Source organism: Rhizobacter sp. P2_H3 (genome assembly GCF_056403355.1).
The window spans coordinates 1-20,967 of the sequence record NZ_JBFUFQ010000096.1 but is presented as its reverse complement, the minus strand read 5'-3'; the positions used below and the strand labels follow the sequence as shown (position 1 = coordinate 20,967).

The following is a 20,967-nucleotide window of genomic DNA, read 5'->3' as shown; positions in this document are numbered from 1 at the left end:
CTCGCGACCTGCGACTGCGACGTGCCGGCGTTGTTCGCGCCGCTGTTGGCCGAGGTGCCGCCGGTCGAGCGGTTTTCCACCGGGGCCGGCTTGTCGTCGAGCTTGACGCCGGAAGCGCAGCCTGCCAGGACGGCCGAGGTCAGGGCAGCGAGAAGGGTGAGACGAGTTGCTTTCATTGGAGACTCCTGGTCATGTTGTCGTCGAGAAAAGATGCGCCGGCCGCTTCGTCAGCGGCCGTACGGGCCCCACATGGGCTCGCGGACATCGGCGGCTGTCGACACCAGCTTCGCCTTGATCTTGCCGTCCAGCGTCGTGGTCATCAGCACGTCGCGCCCTTGCGCGCGCGATGCGTAGATGATCAACCGGCCGTTCGGCGCAAAACTCGGGCTCTCGTCGTCGCTGGTGTCGCTCAAGGCCAGCGGCGTCGCGCCCGGGTTGGTCAGGTCCATCAGGTACAGCCGGAAGGCGTTGCCCTGGCGGGAAATGTAGGCGAGGTTGCGCCCGTCGGGACTGAGCGACGGGCTGATGTTGTAGCTGCCCGAAAAGGTGACGCGCTCGACCGCCCCGCCGGCCAGCGCCGTGCGGTACACCTGCGGGCCGCCCCCGCGGTCGCTGACGAAGTACAGCGTGCGGCCGTCGGGCGTGAACACCGGCTCGGTGTCGATCGCCTGGCTGGTGGTGATGCGCTTCGGTTCGCCGCCGTTGCGGCCCATCAGGTAGAGCTGCGAGATGCCGTCGCGGCTCAGCGTGACGGCCAGCGACTGCGAATCGGGCGACCAGGCCGGTGCGCTGTTCGAGCCGCGGAAGTTGGCGATCACGCGGCGCTCGCCGGTGGCGACGCTCTGCACGTAGACGATGGCCTTCTGCTTCTCGAACGACACGTAGGCCAGTTCCTGGCCGTTCGGCGCCCAGGCCGGCGAGATGATCGGCTCGGGGCTGTTCAGCGCGACCTGCCCGCCTTCGCCGTCGGCGTCGGCGATGCGCAGCGCGTAGCGGCTGCCGGTGCGGGTGACGTAAGCGATGCGCGTCGAGAACACGCCCTTGTCACCGGTCAGCTTCTCGTAGACGTAGTCGGCGATGCGGTGCGCGGCCAGCCGCAGGTCGGCCGGCTGCACGGCATTGCTCTGGCCGCCGAGCTCCTGGCCCTTGACGATGTCCCAGAGCTTGAAGCGCACGTCGAAGCGGCCGTCGGCCAGCCGCGTGACCGAGCCGGCCACCAGCGCGTCGGCGCCGCGGGAGCGCCATTCGCCCATCGCCGGCTGCGCGTTCTCGTCGATCGCGACGCTGGTGTCGACGCCGCGGAACACGCCGGCGCGCTCCAGGTCGGCCCGGATGATGGCCGACAGGGCCTGCGTGGTCTTGTCCTCGTCGCGGAATTTCGCGATCGCGATCGGCACCTGCGTGGCACCGACGCCGGCGATCTCGACGCGGAACTGCGCCAAGGCCGGGGTGACGGTCGTGGAAAGGGCCGCCCCGCCGAGGGCGAGTCCGGAGGCAACGGAGAAGTGACGTCGGTTCAGCATCCAGTGTCCTGATCTCAAATTGTGGTCTTGGTTCCGGCAGCGTCCGCGAACGCCATTTTCAGGTATCGGTAATAGGTGCCTTCGGCGTTGTAGACCGCCAGCACGAAACCGAGCCGCCCGTCGAGGAAGCCGCGGCGCAGCAGGTAGGCCCGCAGGAACGCCCAGACGCCATGGGCAAGCGCCGTACCCAGGCCGCCGCGGCGGCCGGCGCGCACCTTGTCGAGGGCGCGGCCGCTGCTGTAGCGGTTCATCTTGTCCAGCGCGTCGTGCAGCGTCGGCATGGTCTCGTGCAGCAGGTCGCCGGGCAGGCGCCCGACCGGCCCCTGCACGTCCAGCCGCTCGTGCACCAGGTCGTCGGTGAAGCGCGCGCGCCCGCGCAGGAACAGCCGCGTGACCCGGTCAGGGTACCAGTCGCCATGGCGCATCCACTGTCCGCAAAAACGCGACAGGCGTGACAACTGGTAGCCGGCGGGGCCCTCGGTGGGGACCTCCCCAGGGGCCGCGCCGGGCGCCACGGCGGCCCGGATCGCCGCCGCCAGCGCTTCGCTGACCCGCTCGTCGGCATCCAGGCTCAGCACCCAGCGCCCTTGCGCCAGGTCCAGCGCCCGGTTCTTCTGCCGGCCGAAACCCGGCCAGTCGTCGGTACGGGTCACGCGGGCGCCGAGCGCCGCGGCCTGCTCGCGGGTGTCGTCGGTGCTGCCGGCGTCGACGACGATCCACTCGTCGGCGAACGCGACGCTCTTCAGGCAGTCCGAGATCTGGTGGCCTTCGTTGCGGGTGATGACGATGACCGACAGGTTGGGAACGGACATGGAAGGCGACAGGCGCATGCAGCTTGGAGGTGCGGGGATTGTAGGCAGTGCCGGCGAACGATAATGCGCCCGGAATGAGCACCCCCACCCCGCCCCTGAAAGAGCGCCTGAAGCGCCTGGCCCCGTATTTCGCCGACAGCGGCAAGGGCTTCGTCCTGATGATCGTCGGCTCGATCATCGGCGCGCTGACCGAGCCGGTGATGCCGGCGCTGATGAAGCCGCTGCTCGACAAGGGCTTCACCGCCGACGGCATTCCGCTGTGGATGGTGCCGGTCGCGATCATCGGGCTGTTCTTCATCCGCGGCGTCGCCGGGCTGATCGCGCAGTACGGCCTGGCCTGGTCGGCCAACCGCGGCACCCAGGCCTTGCGCACCGCGATGTTCCAGCGGCTGATGACGGTGCAGCCGACGCTGTTCAGCCACAACACCGCCAGCAGCCTGACCAACACGCTCACCTACGAGGTGCAGGCCGGCGCGGGCCTGCTGGTCGGCTCGGTGATGACGCTGGTGCGCGACTCGGCCACGCTGGTCGCGCTGATGGCCTACCTGCTGTGGATGAACTGGCAGCTGACGCTGTTCGTCGGCGTGCTGGTGCCGGCGGTCGCCTTCGTGATGCGCATCCTCAGCAAGCGGCTGCACCGGCTGACGGTCGAAGGCCAGCAGGCCACCGACCAGCTCGCCTACGTGGTCGAGGAGAACGTGCTCGCCTGGCGCATCGTCCGCCTGCACGGCGCCGAGGCCGGCCAGGCCGGCCGCTTCCGCGCCCTCAGCGACACGCTGCGCCGGCTCGCGATCAAGTCGACGATGGCGGCCGCGACGATGACGCCGGTGACGCAGATGATCGCCGCCTGCGGCCTGTCGGCGGTGATCGTCGCGGCCCTCTGGCAGAGCACCCACTACGGCGGCACGGCCGGCAGCTTCGCCGCGTTCATCACCTGCATGCTGATGCTGCTGGCGCCGATCAAGCACCTGTCCGAGGTGGCCGGGCCGATCACCCGCGGGCTGGCCGCGCTGGAGCGCGGCGTCGCGCTGATCACCGATGCGCCGGTCGAGGAAGGTGGCGGCTTCGACCCCGGGCGCGCCCAGGGCCGCGTCGAGATGCGCCATGTCGGCCTGCGCTACAAGACCGACCAGGCGCCGGCGCTGGACGACGTGAACCTGCGGTTGAACGTCGGCGAGACGGTGGCGCTGGTCGGGCCGTCGGGCGCCGGCAAGACGACGCTGGTGAACCTGCTGCCGCGCTTCCTGGAGCCGAGCGACGGCGAGCTGCTGCTCGACGACCGGCCGATGCGCGAGTGGGACGTGGCGGCGCTGCGCCGCCAGTTCGCGCTGGTCAGCCAGGACGTGGTGCTGTTCAACGACACCGTGGCGGCCAACGTGGCGCTCGGCGACACCGGAGCGCACGATGCTCGCCGCATCGATACCGCCCGCGTGCGCGAGGCACTGCGCGCGGCCAACCTGCTGAAGTTCGTCGACGAGATGCCGCAGGGCCTGGACACGCTGATCGGCCACAACGGCAACCAGCTGTCGGGCGGCCAGCGGCAACGGCTCGCGATCGCGCGCGCCATCTACAAGGACGCGCCGATCCTGATCCTCGACGAGGCCACGTCGGCGCTCGATTCCGAATCCGAGCGCCTGGTGCAGGAGGCGCTGGACCGGCTGATGAAGGGCCGCACCAGCCTCGTGATCGCGCACCGGCTGTCGACCATCAAGGCCGCCGACCGAGTGCTGGTGCTCGAAGCCGGCCGCGTCGTCGAGCAGGGCACGCATGCCGAGCTGCTCGCGCAGGGCGGCCTGTTCGCCCACCTGCATTCGCTGCAATTCCGCACCCCCCACGCCGCGCCATCGGAGAGCCGAGGATGACCCGACTGAGCATCATCACCGCCGTCCACAACCAGCTGGAGATGAACCGCTGGTTCGTCGAGCACCTGCAGCGCTGTACCCGGCTGCCGTCGGAGCTGATCATCATCGACAACGCGTCGACCGACGGCTCGGCCGAGTTCTTCGAGTCGGTCGGTGCCAAGGTGATCCGCAACACGCAGAATTTCTCCTACCCGTACACGCAGAACCAGGGCATCGCGGTCGCGCAGGGCGACTGGCTCGCGTTCCTGAACAACGACATCGTCGTGCCGCCCGACTGGGACACGCGGCTGATCGCCAACGCCGAGCTGCACGGGCTCGACGCGCTGACGGTGTGCGGCATCGAGCGCGTCGAGACGCCCGAGGCCACGCACGCGCTGCGCCGGCGCTGGAAGCGCGCCTCGCTGCCGGTGCGCTTCTTCGGCGCCAAGCAGCCCTGGCTCGGCATGTCGCACCGCTGGATGTACGGCGACTGGGACCGCTTCTGCCGCGAGCGCGCCGAGCAGTTCGAGGGCCTGGTGATCGAGGGCTATGTCGGCAACTCGGTGCTGATGAACCGGCGCGCGATCGACCGCATCGGGCTGTGGGACGAGCGCATCCAGGCCGCCGATGCCGACCTGTTCCTGCGGGCCAAGAAGCGCGCTGTCGAGGTCGGCGACATCCGCCCGCTGCACATCGCGCTCGACGTGTTCGTGCACCACTACATCCGCGTGACGCTGCGCGCGCGCCCGCCGGCCTTCGCCGACGCCGCGCGCCTGATCCCGATGGAGAAGAAGTGGAGCGCGACCGAGGTGGCACGGCTCGCGTCGCACACGCTATGACGGCTGCTGCTTCGGCCTCCATCAGCGGGTTCACGTTCCTGCGCAACGGCGTCAAGCTCGGCTTCCCGTTCGAGGCCTCGGTGCGCTCGCTGCTGCCGCTGGTCGACGAGTTCGTGGTCGCGGTCGGCCGCGGCGAGGACGACACCCGCGAACGGCTGCTGGCGATCGGCGACCCGAAGATCCGGCTGATCGACACCGTGTGGAACGAGCGCATGGAGTCGCGCGGCTTCGTCTATGCGCAGCAGAAGATGATCGCGCAGTTCGCCTGCACCGGCGACTGGGCCTTCTACCTCGAGGGCGACGAGGTGCTGCACGAGGGCGAGCTGGCGGCGATCCGCGCGTCGGTCGAGCGCCACCATGCCGACCGCCGCATCGAGGCGCTGGTGTTCGACTACCTGCACTTCTACGGCTCGCCGCACTGGCTCGCGATCAGCCCGGCCTGGTACCGGCGCGAGTGCCGGCTGATCCGCAACACGATCCGCAGCTACGCACCCGACGGCCAGTTCTGGGTGGTGATGGACCGGCACCGCCGCGGCCGCCACCCGAACGCCGCGTTGGCGAACGCGCACATCTACCACTACGGCCACGTGCGCCGCACCGACTACATGCAGGCCAAGCTCGACCAGGTGAGCAAGTACTGGTCGCATGGCGCGCCGACGGTGCACTACGGCAACATCGACCCGCAGTCGCTGGTGCCCTACGCCGGCACGCACCCGGCGCTGATGGCCGACTGGCTGCGCGACGAGGCCGAGCAGCACTTCGCGCCCGATCCGGCGCACGTGCTGACGAGCCGCGAGCGCAAGCACCGCTGGTCGATGCGCGTCGAGCGGCTGCTCGGCGTCGACCTGAGCCGCAAGCACTACCAGCTGATCGCGTGATGCGAGCCCCCGCACGGCGCGTCGGCATCAGCCTCGGCATGCTCGGCTCGCTGAGCGACGGGCTCGGCGAGTTCTCGACGCAGGTCTGCGAGCACGTCGCGCGCGTCGCGCCGGCCTGGCGCGAACAGCACGGCGTGCACTTCCACCTGCACATGCCGGCACGCTGGCATGGCCGCTTCGGCGACCAGGTCGGCTACCTGGCCACGAGCAGGCTGCAGGGCTACTTGCATTGGCAAGGCCTGCGGCGCTTCGACGTGTGGCACAGCCTCAACCAGCTCGGCCGCATCATCCCGCCGGTCGGCACGCGGCATTCGCTGCTGACCATCCACGACCTGAACCCGGTCTACCACGACGCCGAGCCGCAGGCCCGCAAGGCGCTCGACAAGCTGCGCCGCCGGCTGCGCCACTTCGACGAAGTGACCACGCTGACGCGCCACGTTGAAGGCGACATCCGCCGCCACCTCGGCTGGACCGGCCCGGTCACGGTGATCCCGAACGGCGCGCGCGACCTGAACCCCCACGCGCAGGAGGCCGTGCCCGGCATCGTGCCGGGCCGCTACCTGCTGCACCTGAGCCGCATGGCGGCGTCGAAGAACCCGCAGAGCCTGGTCGAGATGGCCGCGCTGTGGCCGCAGCAGGCGCTGGTGCTGGCCGGGCCGCGCACCGGCGATTCGGACCGGCTGGCCGCGCAGGTGCGCGAGCGCGGGCTTGCGAACGTGACGGTGGTGCAGGAGGTGAGCGACGCGCAGAAGACCTGGCTCTACGCGCACTGCCAGGCCTTCGTGTTCCCGTCGCTGACCGAGGGCTTCGGCCTGCCGCCGCTGGAGGCGATGCACTTCGGCAAGCCGGTGTTCCTGTCGCGGCTGACCAGCCTGCCGGAGGTCGGCGGCGCGCATGCCGGCTACTTCGACAGCTTCGAGCCGCAGGCGATGCGCCGCACGATCGAGGCCGAGACGCCGCGCCTGCTGCGCGAGGGCCTGGCGATCCGTGCCCATGCCGCGCAGTTCCGCTGGGACCGCGCGGCCGAGGCCTACCTCGCGATCTACCGGCGCCTGCTCGGCACGCCCCTCAGCGCGGCGCCGCGTTGAGCCACGACAGCGCCGCGGCCAGCACCGCCTCCGGGTCGATGTCGTCGACCTGCCGGGGGCCGTGCAGGCTCGTCGTGCGGTTGGCCGACGTGACGCGGTAGGCCGGCAGGATCTCGCCGGCGAACAGCGCGACCGCCGGCGTGCCGGTCGTGTGGGCGACGTGCAGCAGGCCGCCGTCGGCGCACAGCGCGAGCGCGCAGCGGTCGATCAGCGCCTGCACCTCGCCGAGGCTGTGGCGAGCGACGCGGTCGATCAGCGGCAGGCCGATCTCGGCGGCGACGATCGCATCGCGCATCGCCAGGCCGTTGTCGGCGCCGATCAGCACGATGTGCGGCACCCGGCCGGTCGCGGCCAGGCCGCGCAGCACCTCGATCCAGCGGGTGTAGGTGCGCCAGTCGCGCACGCCGCCGAGCGCGACCGCGATCGCGCCGGACGGGATCGCCAGCGCGGCGATCGCGGCCTGCTCGGCCAGCGAGGTCTGCATCGTCGGGCGCGCCACCGCCTCGAGCACCGCACCCGGCAGGTCCATCAACTGCGCCAGCCGGTAGAAGCCGAACAGCGTGCGGTTGAACTCGGGGCCGGTGTAGCAGCCCTGCAGATGCACGAACGGCACGCGGCGGAAGTGCCGCAGCTTGTCGCGCACCGAGCGCGAGGCCATGCTGTGCAGCAGCACCAGGTCGTAGCCGTCGGCCGGCAGCTCGCGTGCCGACGCGGCGACGTTCGAGAACACCGCATCGCTGCGGTACAGCGGCAGCAGGTGCGCATCGGTCAGCAGGTCCAGCCGCGCGACGCGACCCTGCAGCAGCACCCGCGCCGCGAGGTCCATCAGCGAATCGCCGACCTGCGGCGTGCCCTGGTGGATCCACAGCACGCGGCGGTGCCGGGCGGTGTCGATGCGTGGCTGCAGCAGCGGGCCCTGGCCGTGCCACGCCAGGTTCAGCTCGCGCAACGCACGGCGGCGTGCCGCCTTCCAGGGCGACGCCGTTGCCGCGAAGGCCTGCGCGTTGGACGGCAGCGCCTGCGGGAACGGCGGCGTCCAGGTGGCGCCCGCATAGCGCACGAGCCAGTCCGGCCCGGCCGTCATCGGGCCTGCACTCCCGCGCGCAGTGCGTTGAATTGCAATCGCAGCCACAGTTTCGGCTCGCCGAAGCGCCGGCCCGAGGCAGCGCGGCGACGCGCCAGCAACCGCGCGGCGCAGGCGTGCGGGCCGTGGCGGATCAGCGCCTTCAGCATGCCGAGCGCCTGCGACGACAGGCTCGCCGCGTCGTCCAATTCGTCGATCGCGCGCAGCACCAGCTGCTGGAACGCGGCCAGTGCCGGCCGCAACGCGGGGTTGCGCCGCGCGCCGTGCACCAGCTCGCGCAGCAGGCTGCCGAAGTAGTGGGCCCGCAGCGCGCCCGTCGACAGCGACTCGACGAAGGCCAGCACCTCGGCCGGTGGCAGCAGCGAAGGCAGGTGGTAGGGGCCGTGGAATCCGAACACCTCGGCCGACAGCGGGCCGTCCTCGACCGCGAAGCGCCCGGCCATCCCCAGCGGCGCGAAGCGCAGGCCCTTCGCCTCGAGCGCCGGCCGGTTCGTCTTGCAGATGCAGAGGTCTTCGGGATGCTCGGGGCGGATCGCCGGGTCCTGCAGGGCCTGCAGCAACGCGGCGGAACGCAGCGAAAAGCCACCGTTGCCGACCTTCCAGGGCTCGGGGATGTGGTTCCACGGCGCACCGATGTAGTCGACCGACAGGAACTCTTCGCGCCAGGCGGCCGGGTTCAGCACGTAGCCGTCCCATTGCACGACCAGCAGGTGGCTGGTGCGCAGGTGCGGCGCCAGCCCCTTGATCATGAAGTCGGAATAGGCCTCGATGCTGTCGAGCGGGTGGATCTCGACCCAGCGCACGCCATCGGGCAGCGCGCGGCCGGCCAGCGACGCGCGATCGGTGCAGAGGAACGCGTCACCGAACGAAACCTGCGTCAGGCAATGCTGCAATGCCTTCAGCGACCAATCCAGTCGCGGGGTCGAGTCGACGCAGCACAGGGTCACCTGCGGAAGGCTCAAGGAGGTCATGTCGGCGGAATCAACGGGCTGGTGCGGATTGTCGGCGGATTGTCGCTGCTGCAGGCCATCCTTAATGCGGATGAATGGCTGTGCAGGGGTGGTGCGGCAAGCCCACTAGACTTCGACATCTGGAGTCACAAAGACGGAAGTCTTTCGCCATCCCATGTCCGAGCCGAAGATCATCGCATTCCACTTGCCACAGTTCCACGAGGTCGAAGAGAACAACCGCTGGTGGGGCCAGGGCTTCACCGAATGGACCAACGTGCGCCGCGCGGAACCGCTGTACCGCGGGCACCTCCAGCCGCGCGTGCCGGCCGCCGACCGCTACTACGACATGATGCAGCGCGAAACGCGAGAATGGCAGGCCGACCTGGCGCGCCGCCACGGCGTGCACGGCTTCTGTTACTACCACTACTGGTTCAACGGCAAGCAGCTGCTGCAGCGCCCGATCCTCGCGCTGCTCGAGGACGGCGGCCCGGACTTCCCGTTCTGCCTCGCCTGGGCCAACGAGCCCTGGACCCGGGCCTGGGACGGCGGTGAGCGCGATGTGCTGATGCCCCAGGACTACGGCAACGAGGCCGACTGGGACAAGCACTTCGCCTACCTTCTGCGCGCCTTCCTCGACCCGCGCTACATCCGCGTCGACGGCCAGCCGATGCTGCTGGTCTACCGCTGCGGGAGCATTCCCGTGCTCGAGCCGATGTTCGCGCGCTGGCGAGTTCTCGCGATCGAGGCGGGCCTGCCTGGCCTGCACCTCGTCTCGATGCTGACCATCTTCGACGCCGACACGCGCCTGGACCTGGCCGATGCGGCGGTGGAGTTCGAGCCGATGTACACGCTCAGGCACGATCAGCCGCGTTGGTACCGGCTGCGCCACAAGGTCACCCGCCAGATGGCCAAGGTGCGCCGCTGGTTTCAGCCCGATGCACGCCCGCACCGCCTCGATTCCCACGACTACCGGCTGCTGTGGCAACTGATCAGTCGCCGCCCCTCACGCCCTCGCGTGTATCCGGGGGCCTTCGCCGACTGGGACAACAGCCCGCGGCGCGGCAAGCGCGGCTTGGTGCTGCGCAACTTCAGCCCGGAGGCGTTCCGCAATGGCCTCGCCGCACAATTGGCCAAGGCGCGCAGGGCCGAGCAACCCTTCGTGTTCTTCAACGCGTGGAACGAATGGGCGGAGGGCACCTACCTCGAACCCGATACACACCGGGGCACGCAGATGCTGGACATCATTGCCGAGCTCACCCACACGCCCGCCGAAAACATGCCATGACCCACGATTCCAAAGTCCTGCCGACTCTGCCCGGTGGCCTGCCGGACACCCACCTCGACCTGGGTTGCGGCAAGTTCCCGCGCAATCCCTACCGGCAACAGCGGCTGTTCGGCGTCGACATCCGCGCATTGCCGCCGACACCCGATTTCGAATCGCGGGAAGCCAATCTGGCGCTCGACCCGATTCCCTATCCGGACGGCATGTTCGGCTCGGTCTCGGCCTTCGATTTCATCGAGCACATCCCGCGCGTGCTGGCGGTGCCCGACGAACGCCGCACGATCCTGCCGTTCATCTCGCTGATGAACGAGATCTGGCGCGTGCTGGCGCCGGGCGGCCGGCTGTATGCGGTGACGCCGGCCTACCCGCAACCGGAGGCGTTCCAGGACCCGACGCACGTCAACATCATCACCGACCGCACGCATGAGTACTTCTGCGGCGAGACGCCCTTCGGCCGCATCTACGGCTTCGAAGGCCGCTTCCGGCTGGTGCGCGCGCAATGGGTTCGGCACCACAACCTGGATTTCACCGGGCCGGAGAAAGCCGCCGAACGCGAGGCGCTGGAACGCCAGCGGCGCAAGCGCCGCGAACCGCTGCGCTGGATCGCCTATGCGGTGCGCGACGGCGTGCGGCGGTTGCGCGGCAAGGACCTCGGCAACAACGAGCACCGCAAGGCGCACCTGCTGTGGGAATTCGAGGCGGTCAAGTAGGCCTCGCCCCCGCAGCCGCTACATCAGCACGATGTCATACGCCTCCGGCGAGCCGGCGGCCTCGGCCTGCAGCGAGATCGGCTTGCCGATGAAGTCGCTCAGCCCCGCCAGGTGCTGGCTCTCTTCGTCGAGCAGCATCTCGACCACCGCAGGCGCCGCGATCACGCGGAACTCCTTCGGGTTGAACTGGCGCGCCTCGCGCAGGATCTCGCGCAGGATGTCGTAGCAGACGCTGCGCGGCGTCTTCACCTGGCCCTTGCCGCCGCAGGTGGGGCACGGCTCGCACAGCATGTGCGCCAGCGATTCGCGCGTGCGCTTGCGCGTCATCTCGACCAGCCCCAGCTGCGTGAAGCCGCTCACCGTGATCTTGGTGCGGTCGCGCGCCAGCTGCTTGCGCAGCTCGCCGAGCACCGTGCCCTGGTGCTCCTCGCGCGCCATGTCGATGAAGTCGATGATGATGATGCCGCCCAGGTTGCGCAGCCGCAGCTGGCGCGCAATGGCCTGCGCGGCCTCGAGGTTGGTCTTGAAGATCGTGTCGTCGAAGTTGCGCGCGCCGACGTAGCCGCCGGTGTTGACGTCGATCGTCGTCAGCGCCTCGGTCTGGTCGATGATCAGGTAGCCGCCCGACTTCAGGTCGACGCGCCGCGCCAGCGCCTTCGCGATCTCCTCGTCGATGTTGTACAGGTCGAAGATCGGCCGCTCGCCCTTGTAGTGCTGCAGCTTGCCGACCGAGCCCGGCGTGTACTCGGCGCCGAACGCCACCAGCTGCTCGTGCTGCATCAGCGAATCGATGCGGATCGACTGCGTCGCGTCGTTCACCAGGTCGCGCAGCACGCGCTCGACCAGGCTCAGGTCCTGGTGCAGCAGCGTGCCCGGCGGCGACTTGAAGCTGCGCTCGCGGATCGCGCCCCAGGTCTTGCGCAGGTAGGCGATGTCGTCGCCCAGCTCGGTGTCGGTCGCGTCCTCGGCATTGGTGCGCAGGATGAAGCCGCCGCCCGCATACGCGGTGGCCGGCGGCTGGCCGTCCTCGGTCTTGCCGGTCAGCTGGTTCATGCGGGTGCGCAGCTGGTCTCGCAGCTCGTGCGAGCCGATCTTCTGCGAGATGCCGATGTGGTCGTCCTGCGGCAGGAACACCAGCATGCGCCCGGCGATGCTGATCTGCGTGGACAGCCGCGCGCCCTTGGTGCCGATCGGGTCCTTGATGACCTGCACCGTCAGCGTCTGGCCCTCGAACACCAGCCGCTCGATCGGCGGCGGCGGCGCGGCGCCGGGCGCATGGTCGTTGCGCGGGCCGCTGCCGACCACGTGCACGTCGGCCACGTGCAGGAAGGCGGCGCGCTCCAGCCCGATGTCGATGAAGGCCGACTGCATGCCCGGCAGCACGCGGGCCACGCGGCCGGCGTAGATGTTGCCGACGAGGCCGCGCTCGAGCGTGCGTTCGAGGTGGAGTTCCTGCACCGCGCCGTTCTCGACGATCGCGACACGGGTCTCTTGGGGTGCCCAGTTGATGAGGATGTCTTGCATGGGCGCTCTTGTTGTGGCGGCGGCGTCAGAACCTGACGCGCGCTTGTCTCAGCAGTTGGGCCGTTTCGTACAGGGGCAAACCCATGATACCGGAGTGACTGCCGTCGATCCGGCGGATCCAGCCCGCCATCGCGCTCTGGATCGCGTACGAGCCGGCCTTGCCGAACGGCTCGCCGCTGGCGATGTAGGCCTCGATCCACGCCGGCGGCAGCAGCGCCACCTCGACGCGCGAGACGTTGACGAGCAGCTCGCGCCGCCGGCCGTGGGCCAGCGCGACGGCCGTCAGCACGCGGTGCGTGCGGCCCGACAGCAGCCCGAGCACCCGGCGCGCGTCGTCGGCATCGGCCGGTTTGCCGAGGATGCGGCGCCCCACCGCGACGGTGGTGTCCGAGCACAGGATCGGCGCGCCGGGCAGGCCGCGCGCCGCATGGCGCTTGCGCGCGGCGGCCAGCTTGGCGAGGGTCACGCGCTCGACGTAATCGGCCGGCAGTTCGCCGGCCCGCTCGGCCTCGAGCGCCTCGGCATCTTCGTCGGCATCGGGCAGCAGCAGCTCGTGGCGCACGCCCACCTGGTCGAGCAACTGGCGGCGGCGCGGGCTCTGCGACGCAAGGTAGATGAAGTCGTGCAGCGGGGCGTCGGGCATCCGGGTCCGCTATTCGCGGTGGTAGGGGTGGTTCACGGTCAGCGTCCAGGCCCGGTACAGCGCCTCGGCCAGCAGCACGCGCGCGAAGGCATGCGGCAGCGTCAGGTCGGACAGCCGCATCGTCTCGTCGGCGCTGCGTTTCAGCCCGGCATCGAGCCCGTCGGGGCCGCCGACCAGGAAGGCGACGTCGCGCCCGTCGGGCAGCCAGGCCTTCATGCGGGCGGCCAGCTGCACGCTGGTCAGCCGGTCGCCGCGCTCGTCGAGCACGACGCGGCGCACGCCCTTCGGCAGCGCCGCCTCGATGCGGGCGGCCTCGGCCGCCATCATCTGCTCGGCGGTGCGCGAGCCGCGGGTCTCGGCCTTGACGGCCTTCAGCTCGAGGCGCATCTCCGGCGGGAAGCGCTTCGCGAAGTCGTCATAGGCCGTCTCGGCCCAGGCCGGCTGGCGCTGGCCGACGGCGACCAGCAACAGCTTCACGCGCGCGAGGCGGTCTTCTTCGCCGGCGCTTTCCGGGCGGGAGCCTTCTTCGCCGGGGCCGCTTTCGCCGGAACCGTTTTTGCCGGGGCCTTCCTGGCCGCGACCGGCCTGGCCGCAACGGTCTTGGCGGCAACCTTCTTCGCCGGTGCCTTGGCCGGTGCCGCCTTGGCCGCCGCCTTCTTCGCCGGCGCAGCGCTCTTCACGCCGACCGTGCGGGTCACGACGCTGCCGGTCTTGGCCGGTGCCGCCTTGCGGGCCGGGGCCTTCTTGGCTGCGGCCGGCCGGGCCGCAACGGTCTTCGCCGCAGCCTTCCTGGCCGGTGCCTTGGCCGGGGCCTTGGCGGGCGCCGACCTGGCCGCCGTCTTGGCGGGGGCCTTGCCCGAAGCGGCCTTCTTCGCCGGCGCCTTCTTCGCCACCGGCTCCTCGGCCTTCACGAGCCTGACCGGCGCCGTGTCCACCTTGAGCTTGACGGGCTTGTCGCCCCAGATCTCCTCGAGGTGGTAGTACTCGCGGATCGACGGTTGCATCACGTGGACGACGGCAGCGCCGCAGTCGACGATGATCCATTCGCCGTTGTCCTCGCCCTCGGTGCGCAACACCGGGAAGCCGCCCGATTTCACCGCATCACGCACGCTGGCTGCGAGGGCCTTGGTCTGGCGGTTCGAGGTGCCCGAGGCGATGATCACGCGCTCGAAGAGCGGCGAGAGATGCTCGGTGTTGAAGACCAGGATGTTCTGTGCCTTCACGTCTTCCAGACCATCGACGATGGCGCGCTGCAGTTTTCGGATGTCCATTCAACTCCTGAGTTCGCCCGTGTACAGGGCGTATTGGTCAATATAACGCGCCACGGGGGCGGGCACCAGATCGTCGACCGCAAGTCCCCGGGCCACGCGGGCACGGATGTCGGTCGACGACACGTCCATCATCGGCAGCGGCACCGCCCGGTGCGGCTGCGCCTGCACCTCGCGGCTCGCCGCCATCGTCACGCCGGGCCGGTTCGCGACCGCCAGCGTGACGCGTTGCAGCAGATCCTGCCAGCGCACCCAGCTGTGCAGCCCGGCGTACTGGTCCTGGCCGATCACCAGGAACCACTCGACGCCCGGCTCGGCGGCCTGCAGTTCGCGCACGGTGTCGAAGGTGTAGCTCGCGCCGCTGCGGCGCAGCTCGCAGCCTTCGAGCGTGAAGCGCGGCTCGCCTTCGATCGCCAGCCGCACCATCGCCTCGCGGTGCACGGCGGGCGTCAGGTCACGGTGTTTCTGCCATTGGCGACCCGCCGGCACCCAGCGCAATTCGTCGAGCTCGAGTTGCGACAACGCGACACGGGCCAGCGCCACATGCGCCACGTGCACCGGATCGAAGCTGCCTCCGAACAGCGCAATGCGCTTCAAGGGAAGGTCTCTTCGGCCCAGGGGCGCGGTCGCAGGAAGTCGCTGTACAGGCGCGCCTCCGGCGTGCCGGCCGCGGGCGACCAGTTGTAGCGCCACTTCACGAGCGGCGGCATCGACATCAGGATCGACTCGGTGCGCCCGCCCGACTGCAGCCCGAACAGCGTGCCACGGTCGAACACCAGGTTGAACTCGACATAGCGGCCGCGCCGGTAGGCCTGGAAATCGCGCTCGAGCTCTCCGTAAGCAAGTGCCTGGCGGCGCTGCACGATCGGCAGGTAGGCCGGGATGAACGCATCGCCGACCGCGCGCAGCATCTCGAAGCTGCGCTCGAAGCCGAGCTCGGAGAAATCGTCGAAGAACACGCCGCCGATGCCGCGCGGCTCGTTGCGGTGCTTCAGGAAGAAATACTCGTCGCACCACTGCTTGAAGCGCGGGTACTTGTCATCGCCGAAGGGCGCGAGCGCGTCGCGGTTGGTGCGGTGGAAATGCTGCGCATCGGCTTCGAAGCCGTAGTACGGCGTCAGGTCCATGCCGCCGCCGAACCAGGTGACCGGCGCGCCACCGGCCGGCAGTGCGGCCAGCATCCGCACGTTCATGTGCACGGTCGGCACGAACGGGTTGCGCGGGTGGAAGACGAGCGAGACGCCCATCGCCTCGAACGGCGCCCCGGCCAGCTCGGGCCGGTGCTGCGTGGCCGACGGCGGCAGCACCTTGCCCTTCACGTGCGAGAAGCTGCAGCCGCCGCGCTCGAGCAGCGGGCCCTCTTCCACCAGCCGCGAGAGGCCTTCGCCCTCGAGCTTGCCGCCGGGCTCGCGCACCCAGTGGTCGGTGATGAAGGCATCGCCGCCTTCGGCCTCCATCGCGCCGATGATGCGCGACTGCAGGCCGAGCAGGTACTCGCGGACCGCGCCGGTGTCGCTCATCGCTTGATGGCCCGGTGGCCGATGTCGCGCCGGAACTGCATGCCGTCGAAGTGGATGCCCTGCAGCGCTTCGTAGGCGCGCTGCTGCGCCATCTTGGTCGAGTCGCCGAGCGCGGTGACGCACAGCACGCGCCCGCCCGCGGTCACGGCGCCGCCCTTGTCGGGCGCGGTGCCGGCATGGAACACCATCGCATCCGGCTGCTCGGCCGGCAGGCCGGTGATCGCATCGCCCTTGCGCGGGTTCAGCGGGTAGCCGCCGGCCGCCATCACGACGCCGAGCGCTACGCGGCGGTCCCATTGCAGCTCGACCTGGTCGAGCGTGCCGTCGGTGGCCGCCATCATCACGTCGAACAGGTCGCTCTTCAGCCGCATCATGATCGGCTGCGTCTCCGGGTCGCCCAGGCGCGTGTTGAACTCGATCGTCTTCGGCGCGCCTTCGTCGTCGATCATCAGCCCGGCATACAGGAAACCGGTGAACGGCACGCCATCGCGCGCCATGCCGGCGATGGTCGGCAGGATGATCTCGTGCATCACCGTCGCATGCACGTTCGGCGTGACCACCGGTGCCGGCGAGTAGGCGCCCATGCCGCCGGTGTTCGGGCCGACATCGCCGTCCTGCAGGCGCTTGTGGTCCTGGCTGGTGGCGAGCGGCAACACGTTCCTGCCGTCGCACATCACGATGAAGCTGGCTTCCTCACCCTGCAGGAACTCCTCGATCACGACGCGCGCGACGCCGGCGTTGTGCTGCACGCCGAGACGGTTGTCCCCGCTCTTGCCATCACCTGCGCCGAGGATCCAGTCGATCGCCTCATGCGCCTCGGCCGCCGTCATCGCGACCACCACGCCCTTGCCGGCCGCCAGGCCGTCGGCCTTGATCACGATCGGCGCGCCGTGCTTGTCGACGTGCGCATGCGCCGCCTTCGGGTCGTCGAAGGTGGCGTACAGCGCGGTCGGGATGCCGTGGCGCTGCATGAAGTCCTTCGCGAAGGCCTTCGAGCTCTCGAGCTGCGCGGCGGCCTGCGTCGGGCCGAACACGCGCAGCCCGCGCGCGCGGAACTCGTCGACCACGCCGGCCGCGAGCGGCCCCTCGGGGCCGACCACCGTCAGCGCGATCTTCTCGGCCACCGCGAAGTCGGCCAGCGCCTTGACATCGGTGATCGCGACATTCTTCAGCCGCGCGTCGAGCGCGGTCCCCCCGTTGCCCGGCGCGACGTAGACCACCTGCACCTTCGACGATTGCGCGAGCTTCCAGGCCATCGCGTGCTCGCGCCCGCCCGAACCGATCACCAGAACTTTCATGCGTTCACTCTCATTCGCCCAGAACGGCGTTGTGGAAGACATCCTGCGTGTCGTCCAGGTCTTCGATCACGTCGAGCAGCTTCTGCATGCGCTGCGCATCCTCGCCGCTCAGCTCGATGGTGTTCTCGGCGCGCATCGTGACCTCGGCCACGTCTGGCTTCAGCCCCGCGCCCTCGAGCGCCGCCTTGACCGCCTCGAAATCGGGCGGCGCGCACAGCACYTCGATCGCGCCGTCGTCGTCGGTCACCACGTCCTCGGCACCGGCCTCGAGGGCGACTTCCATCACCTTGTCCTCGCTGGTGCCGGGGGCGAACACGAACTGGCCGCAGTGCTTGAACTGGAAGGCCACCGAGCCCTCGGTGCCGAGGTTGCCGCCGTACTTGCTGAAGGCGTGGCGGATCTCGGCGACGGTGCGCACCCGGTTGTCGGTCATGCAGTCGACGATCACCGCGGCGCCGCCGATGCCGTAGCCCTCGTAGCGGATCTCCTCGTAGCTGACGCCCTCGAGGTTGCCGGTGGCCTTGTCGATGTTCTTCTTGACGGTGTCGGCCGGCATGTTGGCGGCCTTGGCCTTCTCGACCGCCAGCCGCAGGCGCGGATTTTCCTTGACGTCGCCGCCGCCCTGGCGTGCGGCGACCATGATCTCGCGGATCACGCGCGTCCAGATCTTGCCGCGCTTTTCATCCTGACGCCCCTTGCGGTGCTGGATGTTGGCCCATTTCGAATGTCCGGCCATGAAGGCTCCTCTGAGGGCCCACGCCGGCAGCCGGGTGGGCAATGTTCTTGGATAGACTGCAATTTTACTTGTCCGCCCACCGGAGACTCCCATGGCCGAGCCGATCCTGATCGCCAAGCACGACAAGGCGGAGTGTTTCCTGCTGCCGGCGCTGGCCAACCGCCATGGCCTGATCACCGGCGCCACCGGCACCGGCAAGACGATCACGCTGCAGACATTGGCCGAAAACTTCAGCAAACTGGGCGTTCCGGTGTTCATGGCCGACGTGAAGGGCGACCTGACCGGCATCACGCAGGCCGGCAAGGTCGGCGACAAGCTGGCCGCCATCCTGAAGGAACGTGGGCTCGACGCCCCGGCGTCGGCCGCCTGCCCCGCCACGCTGTGGGATGTGTTCGGCGAGCAGGGCCACCCGGTGCGCGCCACCGTCAGCGACATGGGCCCGCTGCTGCTGGCGCGCATGCTGGCGCTGAATGAAACGCAGGCCGGCGTGCTGAACCTGGTGTTCAAGATCGCCGACGACAACGGGCTGCTGCTGCTCGACCTGAAGGACCTGCGCGCGATGCTGCAGCACGTCGGCGAGAACGCGAGCCAGTTCACCACCGAATACGGCAACGTCAGCGCCGCCAGCGTCGGCGCGATCCAGCGCGGGCTGCTGCAGATCGACGAGCAGGGCGGCGACAGGTTCTTCGGCGAACCGATGCTGAACATTGCCGATTTCATGCAGTCGGTGGATGGCAAGGGCGTGGTCAACGTGCTGAGCGCCGACAAGCTGATGAACGCGCCGCGCCTGTACGCGACCTTCCTGCTGTGGATGCTGTCCGAGCTGTTCGAGCAACTGCCCGAGGTCGGCGACCTGGAGCAGCCGAAGCTGGTGTTCTTCTTCGACGAGGCGCACCTGCTGTTCAAGGAGGCGCCGGCGGCGCTGGTCGAGCGCATCGAGCTCGTCGTGCGGCTGGTGCGCAGCAAGGGCGTCGGCGTCTATTTCGTGACGCAGAACCCGCTCGACATCCCCGACAGCGTGCTGGCCCAGCTCGGCAACCGGGTGCAGCATGCCCTGCGCGCCTTCACGCCGCGCGACCAGAAGGCCGTCAAGTCGGCCGCGAGCACGATGCGGGCGAACCCGGGGCTCGACATCGAGACGGCGATCACCGAGCTGGGGGTCGGCGAAGCGCTGGTCAGCCTGCTCGACGAGAAGGGCCGGCCGAGCGTCACGCAGCGCGTGTTCGTGCTGCCGCCGGGCAGCCAGATCGGGCCGATCACGTCCGACCAGCGCAAAGCGCTGGTCGCGAGTTCGCTGGTGGCCGGGGTCTACGAGAAGGCGGTCGACCGCGAGTCGGCGTACGAGAAGTTGAAGGGGCGCGGCGTGGCGAGCGCCGATGCGGGGCGCCCTGCCCCGTCGTCGACGTCCTCACCGACATCCACGTCCACCCCGATGCCCACGCCGACCGCCGGCCAGCCACCCGCCGAAGCCGGCAGCGGCTGGGGTGGCATGCTCAACGACGTGCTGTTCGGCAGCACCGGCCCGCGCGGCGGCAAGCACGACGGGCTGGCGCAGACGATGGCGAAATCAGCGGTGCGCACGATCGGCACCAGCGTCGGCCGCGAGCTGATCCGCGGCGTGCTGGGCAGCTTGCTCGGCGGCAGCAAGCGCCGATGAGGCGTCACGGCAACACGTTCAATTTCACCCCCGGCACCGCGGTGACGCGTGCCTCGCTCGCCACGTTGCCGATGATGCCGTTCGCGAAGAAGCTGTTCTGCGTGTCCGGCTCCAGCGCCGCGATCACCAGGTTGGCGAGCGGCTGGCTCAGCGGCACGTAGTAGCTGCCGATCGGCACGTCCATCAGCGACGGCCTCAGCTGCACCTGCGCATGCACCACCGCACCGCCGTCGGCGATGGTGCCGCGCACGTCCTGGCGTGCACCGCTCTCGCGGCTGGTCTCGGCATAGGTCTCACCCTGCATCACGCCCATCGCAGCCACCTGCTCGACCCGCACGCCCAGCGTGCGCAGCCGCATCACCGCGTCGCCCTGGTCGGCGGCCAGCCAGTAGCCGCAGGGGCGCGGGCGGGTCTTCAGCGGCTGCAGCTCGAGCGCCGAATCCCAGTTCACCACCAGCGCCTTGTCGGCACCGGTCGCCGGGTCGAGCATCTGCAGCGTGTATTCGCTGGGCGTCGGGCCAGCCTCGACCAGCGCCTCACCCTGGCAGGCCTTCGCGGCCACGTCGGCATCCACGTACTGGCGCAGCTTCACCAGGTCGGCCGAGCGGTCGGCCGCGCTGCGCAGGAAGCTGCCGATCGCGACCACGTGCGTCTGCACGCGTCGCTTCAGGTGCAGCCGGCCGATGCCGACGCCGCGCGTCTCGATCAGGATGCTGACGGCGTTCTTCAGCCCGTTGACGTTGCGGCCGGTGTCCGGCTGGGTGCCGCCCATCGAGATCTTCTTGTCGTTCACGTCGACCGAGGTCGTGTAGTACCACTCGGAGCTGAGCCCCTGCTGCTTCAGGCTCGCGAGCATCGGCTGGCGGAACCATTCCTCCGAGGCCTTCGTGATGAACTCCGGCAGGTTCGCGGTGGTCGCGTACTGCACCAGCGCATCGAAGCGCTGCACCGCGCCGAACTTCTCGAGGAAGCGGCCGACCACCGTGTACTCATGCGAATCGACCACCAGCACCGGCTGGAAATCGCGCACCAGCCGGGCCTGGGCCTGCGCCTCGGGCGTGCGCAGCAGCAGGTGGTCGCGGTTGGCGTCGATGCCGCTCGCGGTGACGCGCCGCTGCGCCTGCGCGCCGTCCGGGTTGGCACGCGGCAGGACCACGACGTTGATGCGCTCCAGCAGGTCCTGCAGGCTGCCGCCGGCCAGCTCGCGCGCGAGCACGATCAGCGCCTCGGCGCCGGCCGGCTCGTCGCCATGCTGCTGGCCGACCAGCAGCACCGACGGCCGGCCGCGCATCAGCACGCCGGCGGGCGCCCAGT

At 69.8% G+C, this 20,967-nt stretch carries 20 protein-coding genes; 7 read left to right on the top strand and 13 right to left on the bottom strand.

What is annotated here, in order from left to right; translation table 11 throughout:
• Positions 1-227 precede the first annotated feature (227 nt).
• Positions 228-1,523, bottom strand: coding sequence for a Tol-Pal system beta propeller repeat protein TolB (gene tolB / locus AC1D1T_RS17995; protein WP_477827902.1), 1,296 nt, complete (start codon positions 1,521-1,523; stop codon positions 228-230).
• Between the two features lie 14 nt (positions 1,524-1,537).
• Positions 1,538-2,353, bottom strand: coding sequence for a glycosyltransferase family 2 protein (locus AC1D1T_RS17990; RefSeq protein ID WP_477992249.1), 816 nt, complete (start codon positions 2,351-2,353; stop codon positions 1,538-1,540).
• A gap of 56 nt (positions 2,354-2,409) precedes the next feature.
• On the opposite strand from AC1D1T_RS17990, the gene msbA reads away from it, so the two are divergent.
• Genes msbA through AC1D1T_RS17970 form a run of 4 tightly spaced genes read left to right on the top strand, consistent with a single transcriptional unit; the run spans position 2,410 to position 6,981 of the window.
• On the top strand, positions 2,410-4,197 hold the full coding sequence (gene msbA / locus AC1D1T_RS17985) for a lipid A export permease/ATP-binding protein MsbA (protein WP_477992248.1): 1,788 nt from the start codon (positions 2,410-2,412) through the stop codon (positions 4,195-4,197).
• Positions 4,194-5,015 carry a glycosyltransferase family 2 protein gene (locus AC1D1T_RS17980; RefSeq protein ID WP_052211729.1) on the top strand — a complete coding sequence of 274 codons (822 nt, stop codon included), beginning with the start codon at positions 4,194-4,196 and terminating at the stop codon, positions 5,013-5,015. Before msbA ends, AC1D1T_RS17980 begins: the two co-directional genes overlap by 4 nt.
• Entirely contained in the window at positions 5,012-5,893 is an 882-nt protein-coding gene (locus AC1D1T_RS17975; RefSeq protein ID WP_465114642.1) for a glycosyltransferase, read from the top strand. Before AC1D1T_RS17980 ends, AC1D1T_RS17975 begins: the two co-directional genes overlap by 4 nt.
• Positions 5,893-6,981 carry a glycosyltransferase family 4 protein gene (locus tag AC1D1T_RS17970; RefSeq protein ID WP_477992247.1) on the top strand — a complete coding sequence of 363 codons (1,089 nt, stop codon included), beginning with the start codon at positions 5,893-5,895 and terminating at the stop codon, positions 6,979-6,981. The genes AC1D1T_RS17975 and AC1D1T_RS17970 overlap by 1 nt, the downstream gene beginning before the upstream one ends.
• On the opposite strand, the gene AC1D1T_RS17965 is transcribed toward AC1D1T_RS17970, so the two are convergent.
• Positions 6,962-8,065, bottom strand: a complete 1,104-nt coding sequence (locus tag AC1D1T_RS17965) for a glycosyltransferase family 9 protein (RefSeq protein ID WP_477828234.1) — start codon at positions 8,063-8,065, stop codon at positions 6,962-6,964. The two genes, AC1D1T_RS17970 and AC1D1T_RS17965, sit on opposite strands and share 20 nt — an antisense overlap.
• Positions 8,062-9,036 carry a DUF5672 family protein gene (locus tag AC1D1T_RS17960; protein WP_477992246.1) on the bottom strand — a complete coding sequence of 325 codons (975 nt, stop codon included), beginning with the start codon at positions 9,034-9,036 and terminating at the stop codon, positions 8,062-8,064. The genes AC1D1T_RS17965 and AC1D1T_RS17960 overlap by 4 nt, the downstream gene beginning before the upstream one ends.
• A 154-nt stretch (positions 9,037-9,190) precedes the next feature.
• Between AC1D1T_RS17960 and AC1D1T_RS17955 the strand changes: the two genes are divergently transcribed.
• Positions 9,191-10,300, top strand: coding sequence for a glycosyltransferase WbsX family protein (locus tag AC1D1T_RS17955; protein ID WP_477842037.1), 1,110 nt, complete (start codon positions 9,191-9,193; stop codon positions 10,298-10,300).
• On the top strand, positions 10,297-11,007 hold the full coding sequence (locus tag AC1D1T_RS17950) for a class I SAM-dependent methyltransferase (RefSeq protein WP_052211721.1): 711 nt from the start codon (positions 10,297-10,299) through the stop codon (positions 11,005-11,007). The genes AC1D1T_RS17955 and AC1D1T_RS17950 overlap by 4 nt, the downstream gene beginning before the upstream one ends.
• A gap of 18 nt (positions 11,008-11,025) precedes the next feature.
• Here the strand turns inward: AC1D1T_RS17950 and rng are convergent, their stop codons facing one another.
• Genes rng through AC1D1T_RS17910 form a run of 8 tightly spaced genes read right to left on the bottom strand, consistent with a single transcriptional unit; the run spans position 11,026 to position 17,996 of the window.
• Positions 11,026-12,531 (bottom strand): ribonuclease G, encoded by a 1,506-nt coding sequence (gene rng / locus AC1D1T_RS17945; protein ID WP_465114634.1) that lies wholly within the window; start codon positions 12,529-12,531, stop codon positions 11,026-11,028.
• 25 nt (positions 12,532-12,556) lie between these two features.
• Entirely contained in the window at positions 12,557-13,174 is a 618-nt protein-coding gene (locus tag AC1D1T_RS17940; protein ID WP_477827287.1) for a Maf family protein, read from the bottom strand.
• A gap of 9 nt (positions 13,175-13,183) precedes the next feature.
• Positions 13,184-13,651, bottom strand: coding sequence for a 23S rRNA (pseudouridine(1915)-N(3))-methyltransferase RlmH (gene rlmH, locus AC1D1T_RS17935; RefSeq protein WP_047505597.1), 468 nt, complete (start codon positions 13,649-13,651; stop codon positions 13,184-13,186).
• Positions 13,648-14,445 carry a ribosome silencing factor gene (gene rsfS, locus AC1D1T_RS17930; protein WP_477827286.1) on the bottom strand — a complete coding sequence of 266 codons (798 nt, stop codon included), beginning with the start codon at positions 14,443-14,445 and terminating at the stop codon, positions 13,648-13,650. Before rsfS ends, rlmH begins: the two co-directional genes overlap by 4 nt.
• Positions 14,446-15,039: a nicotinate-nucleotide adenylyltransferase gene (gene nadD, locus AC1D1T_RS17925; protein WP_047505592.1), complete on the bottom strand. Its 594-nt coding sequence runs from the start codon at positions 15,037-15,039 to the stop codon at positions 14,446-14,448.
• Positions 15,036-15,962 carry an oxygen-dependent coproporphyrinogen oxidase gene (gene hemF / locus AC1D1T_RS17920; protein WP_477844772.1) on the bottom strand — a complete coding sequence of 309 codons (927 nt, stop codon included), beginning with the start codon at positions 15,960-15,962 and terminating at the stop codon, positions 15,036-15,038. The genes nadD and hemF overlap by 4 nt, the downstream gene beginning before the upstream one ends.
• Positions 15,959-17,260 (bottom strand): phosphoribosylamine--glycine ligase, encoded by a 1,302-nt coding sequence (gene purD, locus AC1D1T_RS17915; RefSeq protein ID WP_477992245.1) that lies wholly within the window; start codon positions 17,258-17,260, stop codon positions 15,959-15,961. Before purD ends, hemF begins: the two co-directional genes overlap by 4 nt.
• A gap of 10 nt (positions 17,261-17,270) precedes the next feature.
• Entirely contained in the window at positions 17,271-17,996 is a 726-nt protein-coding gene (locus AC1D1T_RS17910) for a YebC/PmpR family DNA-binding transcriptional regulator (protein WP_047505587.1), read from the bottom strand.
• A 91-nt stretch (positions 17,997-18,087) separates the two neighbouring features.
• Here AC1D1T_RS17910 and AC1D1T_RS17905 point away from each other — a divergent pair, with 91 nt between their 5' ends.
• A complete protein-coding gene (locus AC1D1T_RS17905; protein ID WP_477827899.1) occupies positions 18,088-19,653 on the top strand; it encodes a helicase HerA-like domain-containing protein in 1,566 nt (521 codons plus the stop codon).
• A 4-nt stretch (positions 19,654-19,657) separates the two neighbouring features.
• On the opposite strand, the gene AC1D1T_RS17900 is transcribed toward AC1D1T_RS17905, so the two are convergent.
• On the bottom strand, positions 19,658-20,967 hold a 1,310-nt coding region (locus tag AC1D1T_RS17900), incomplete at its 5' end, for a M14 family metallopeptidase (RefSeq protein ID WP_477992244.1).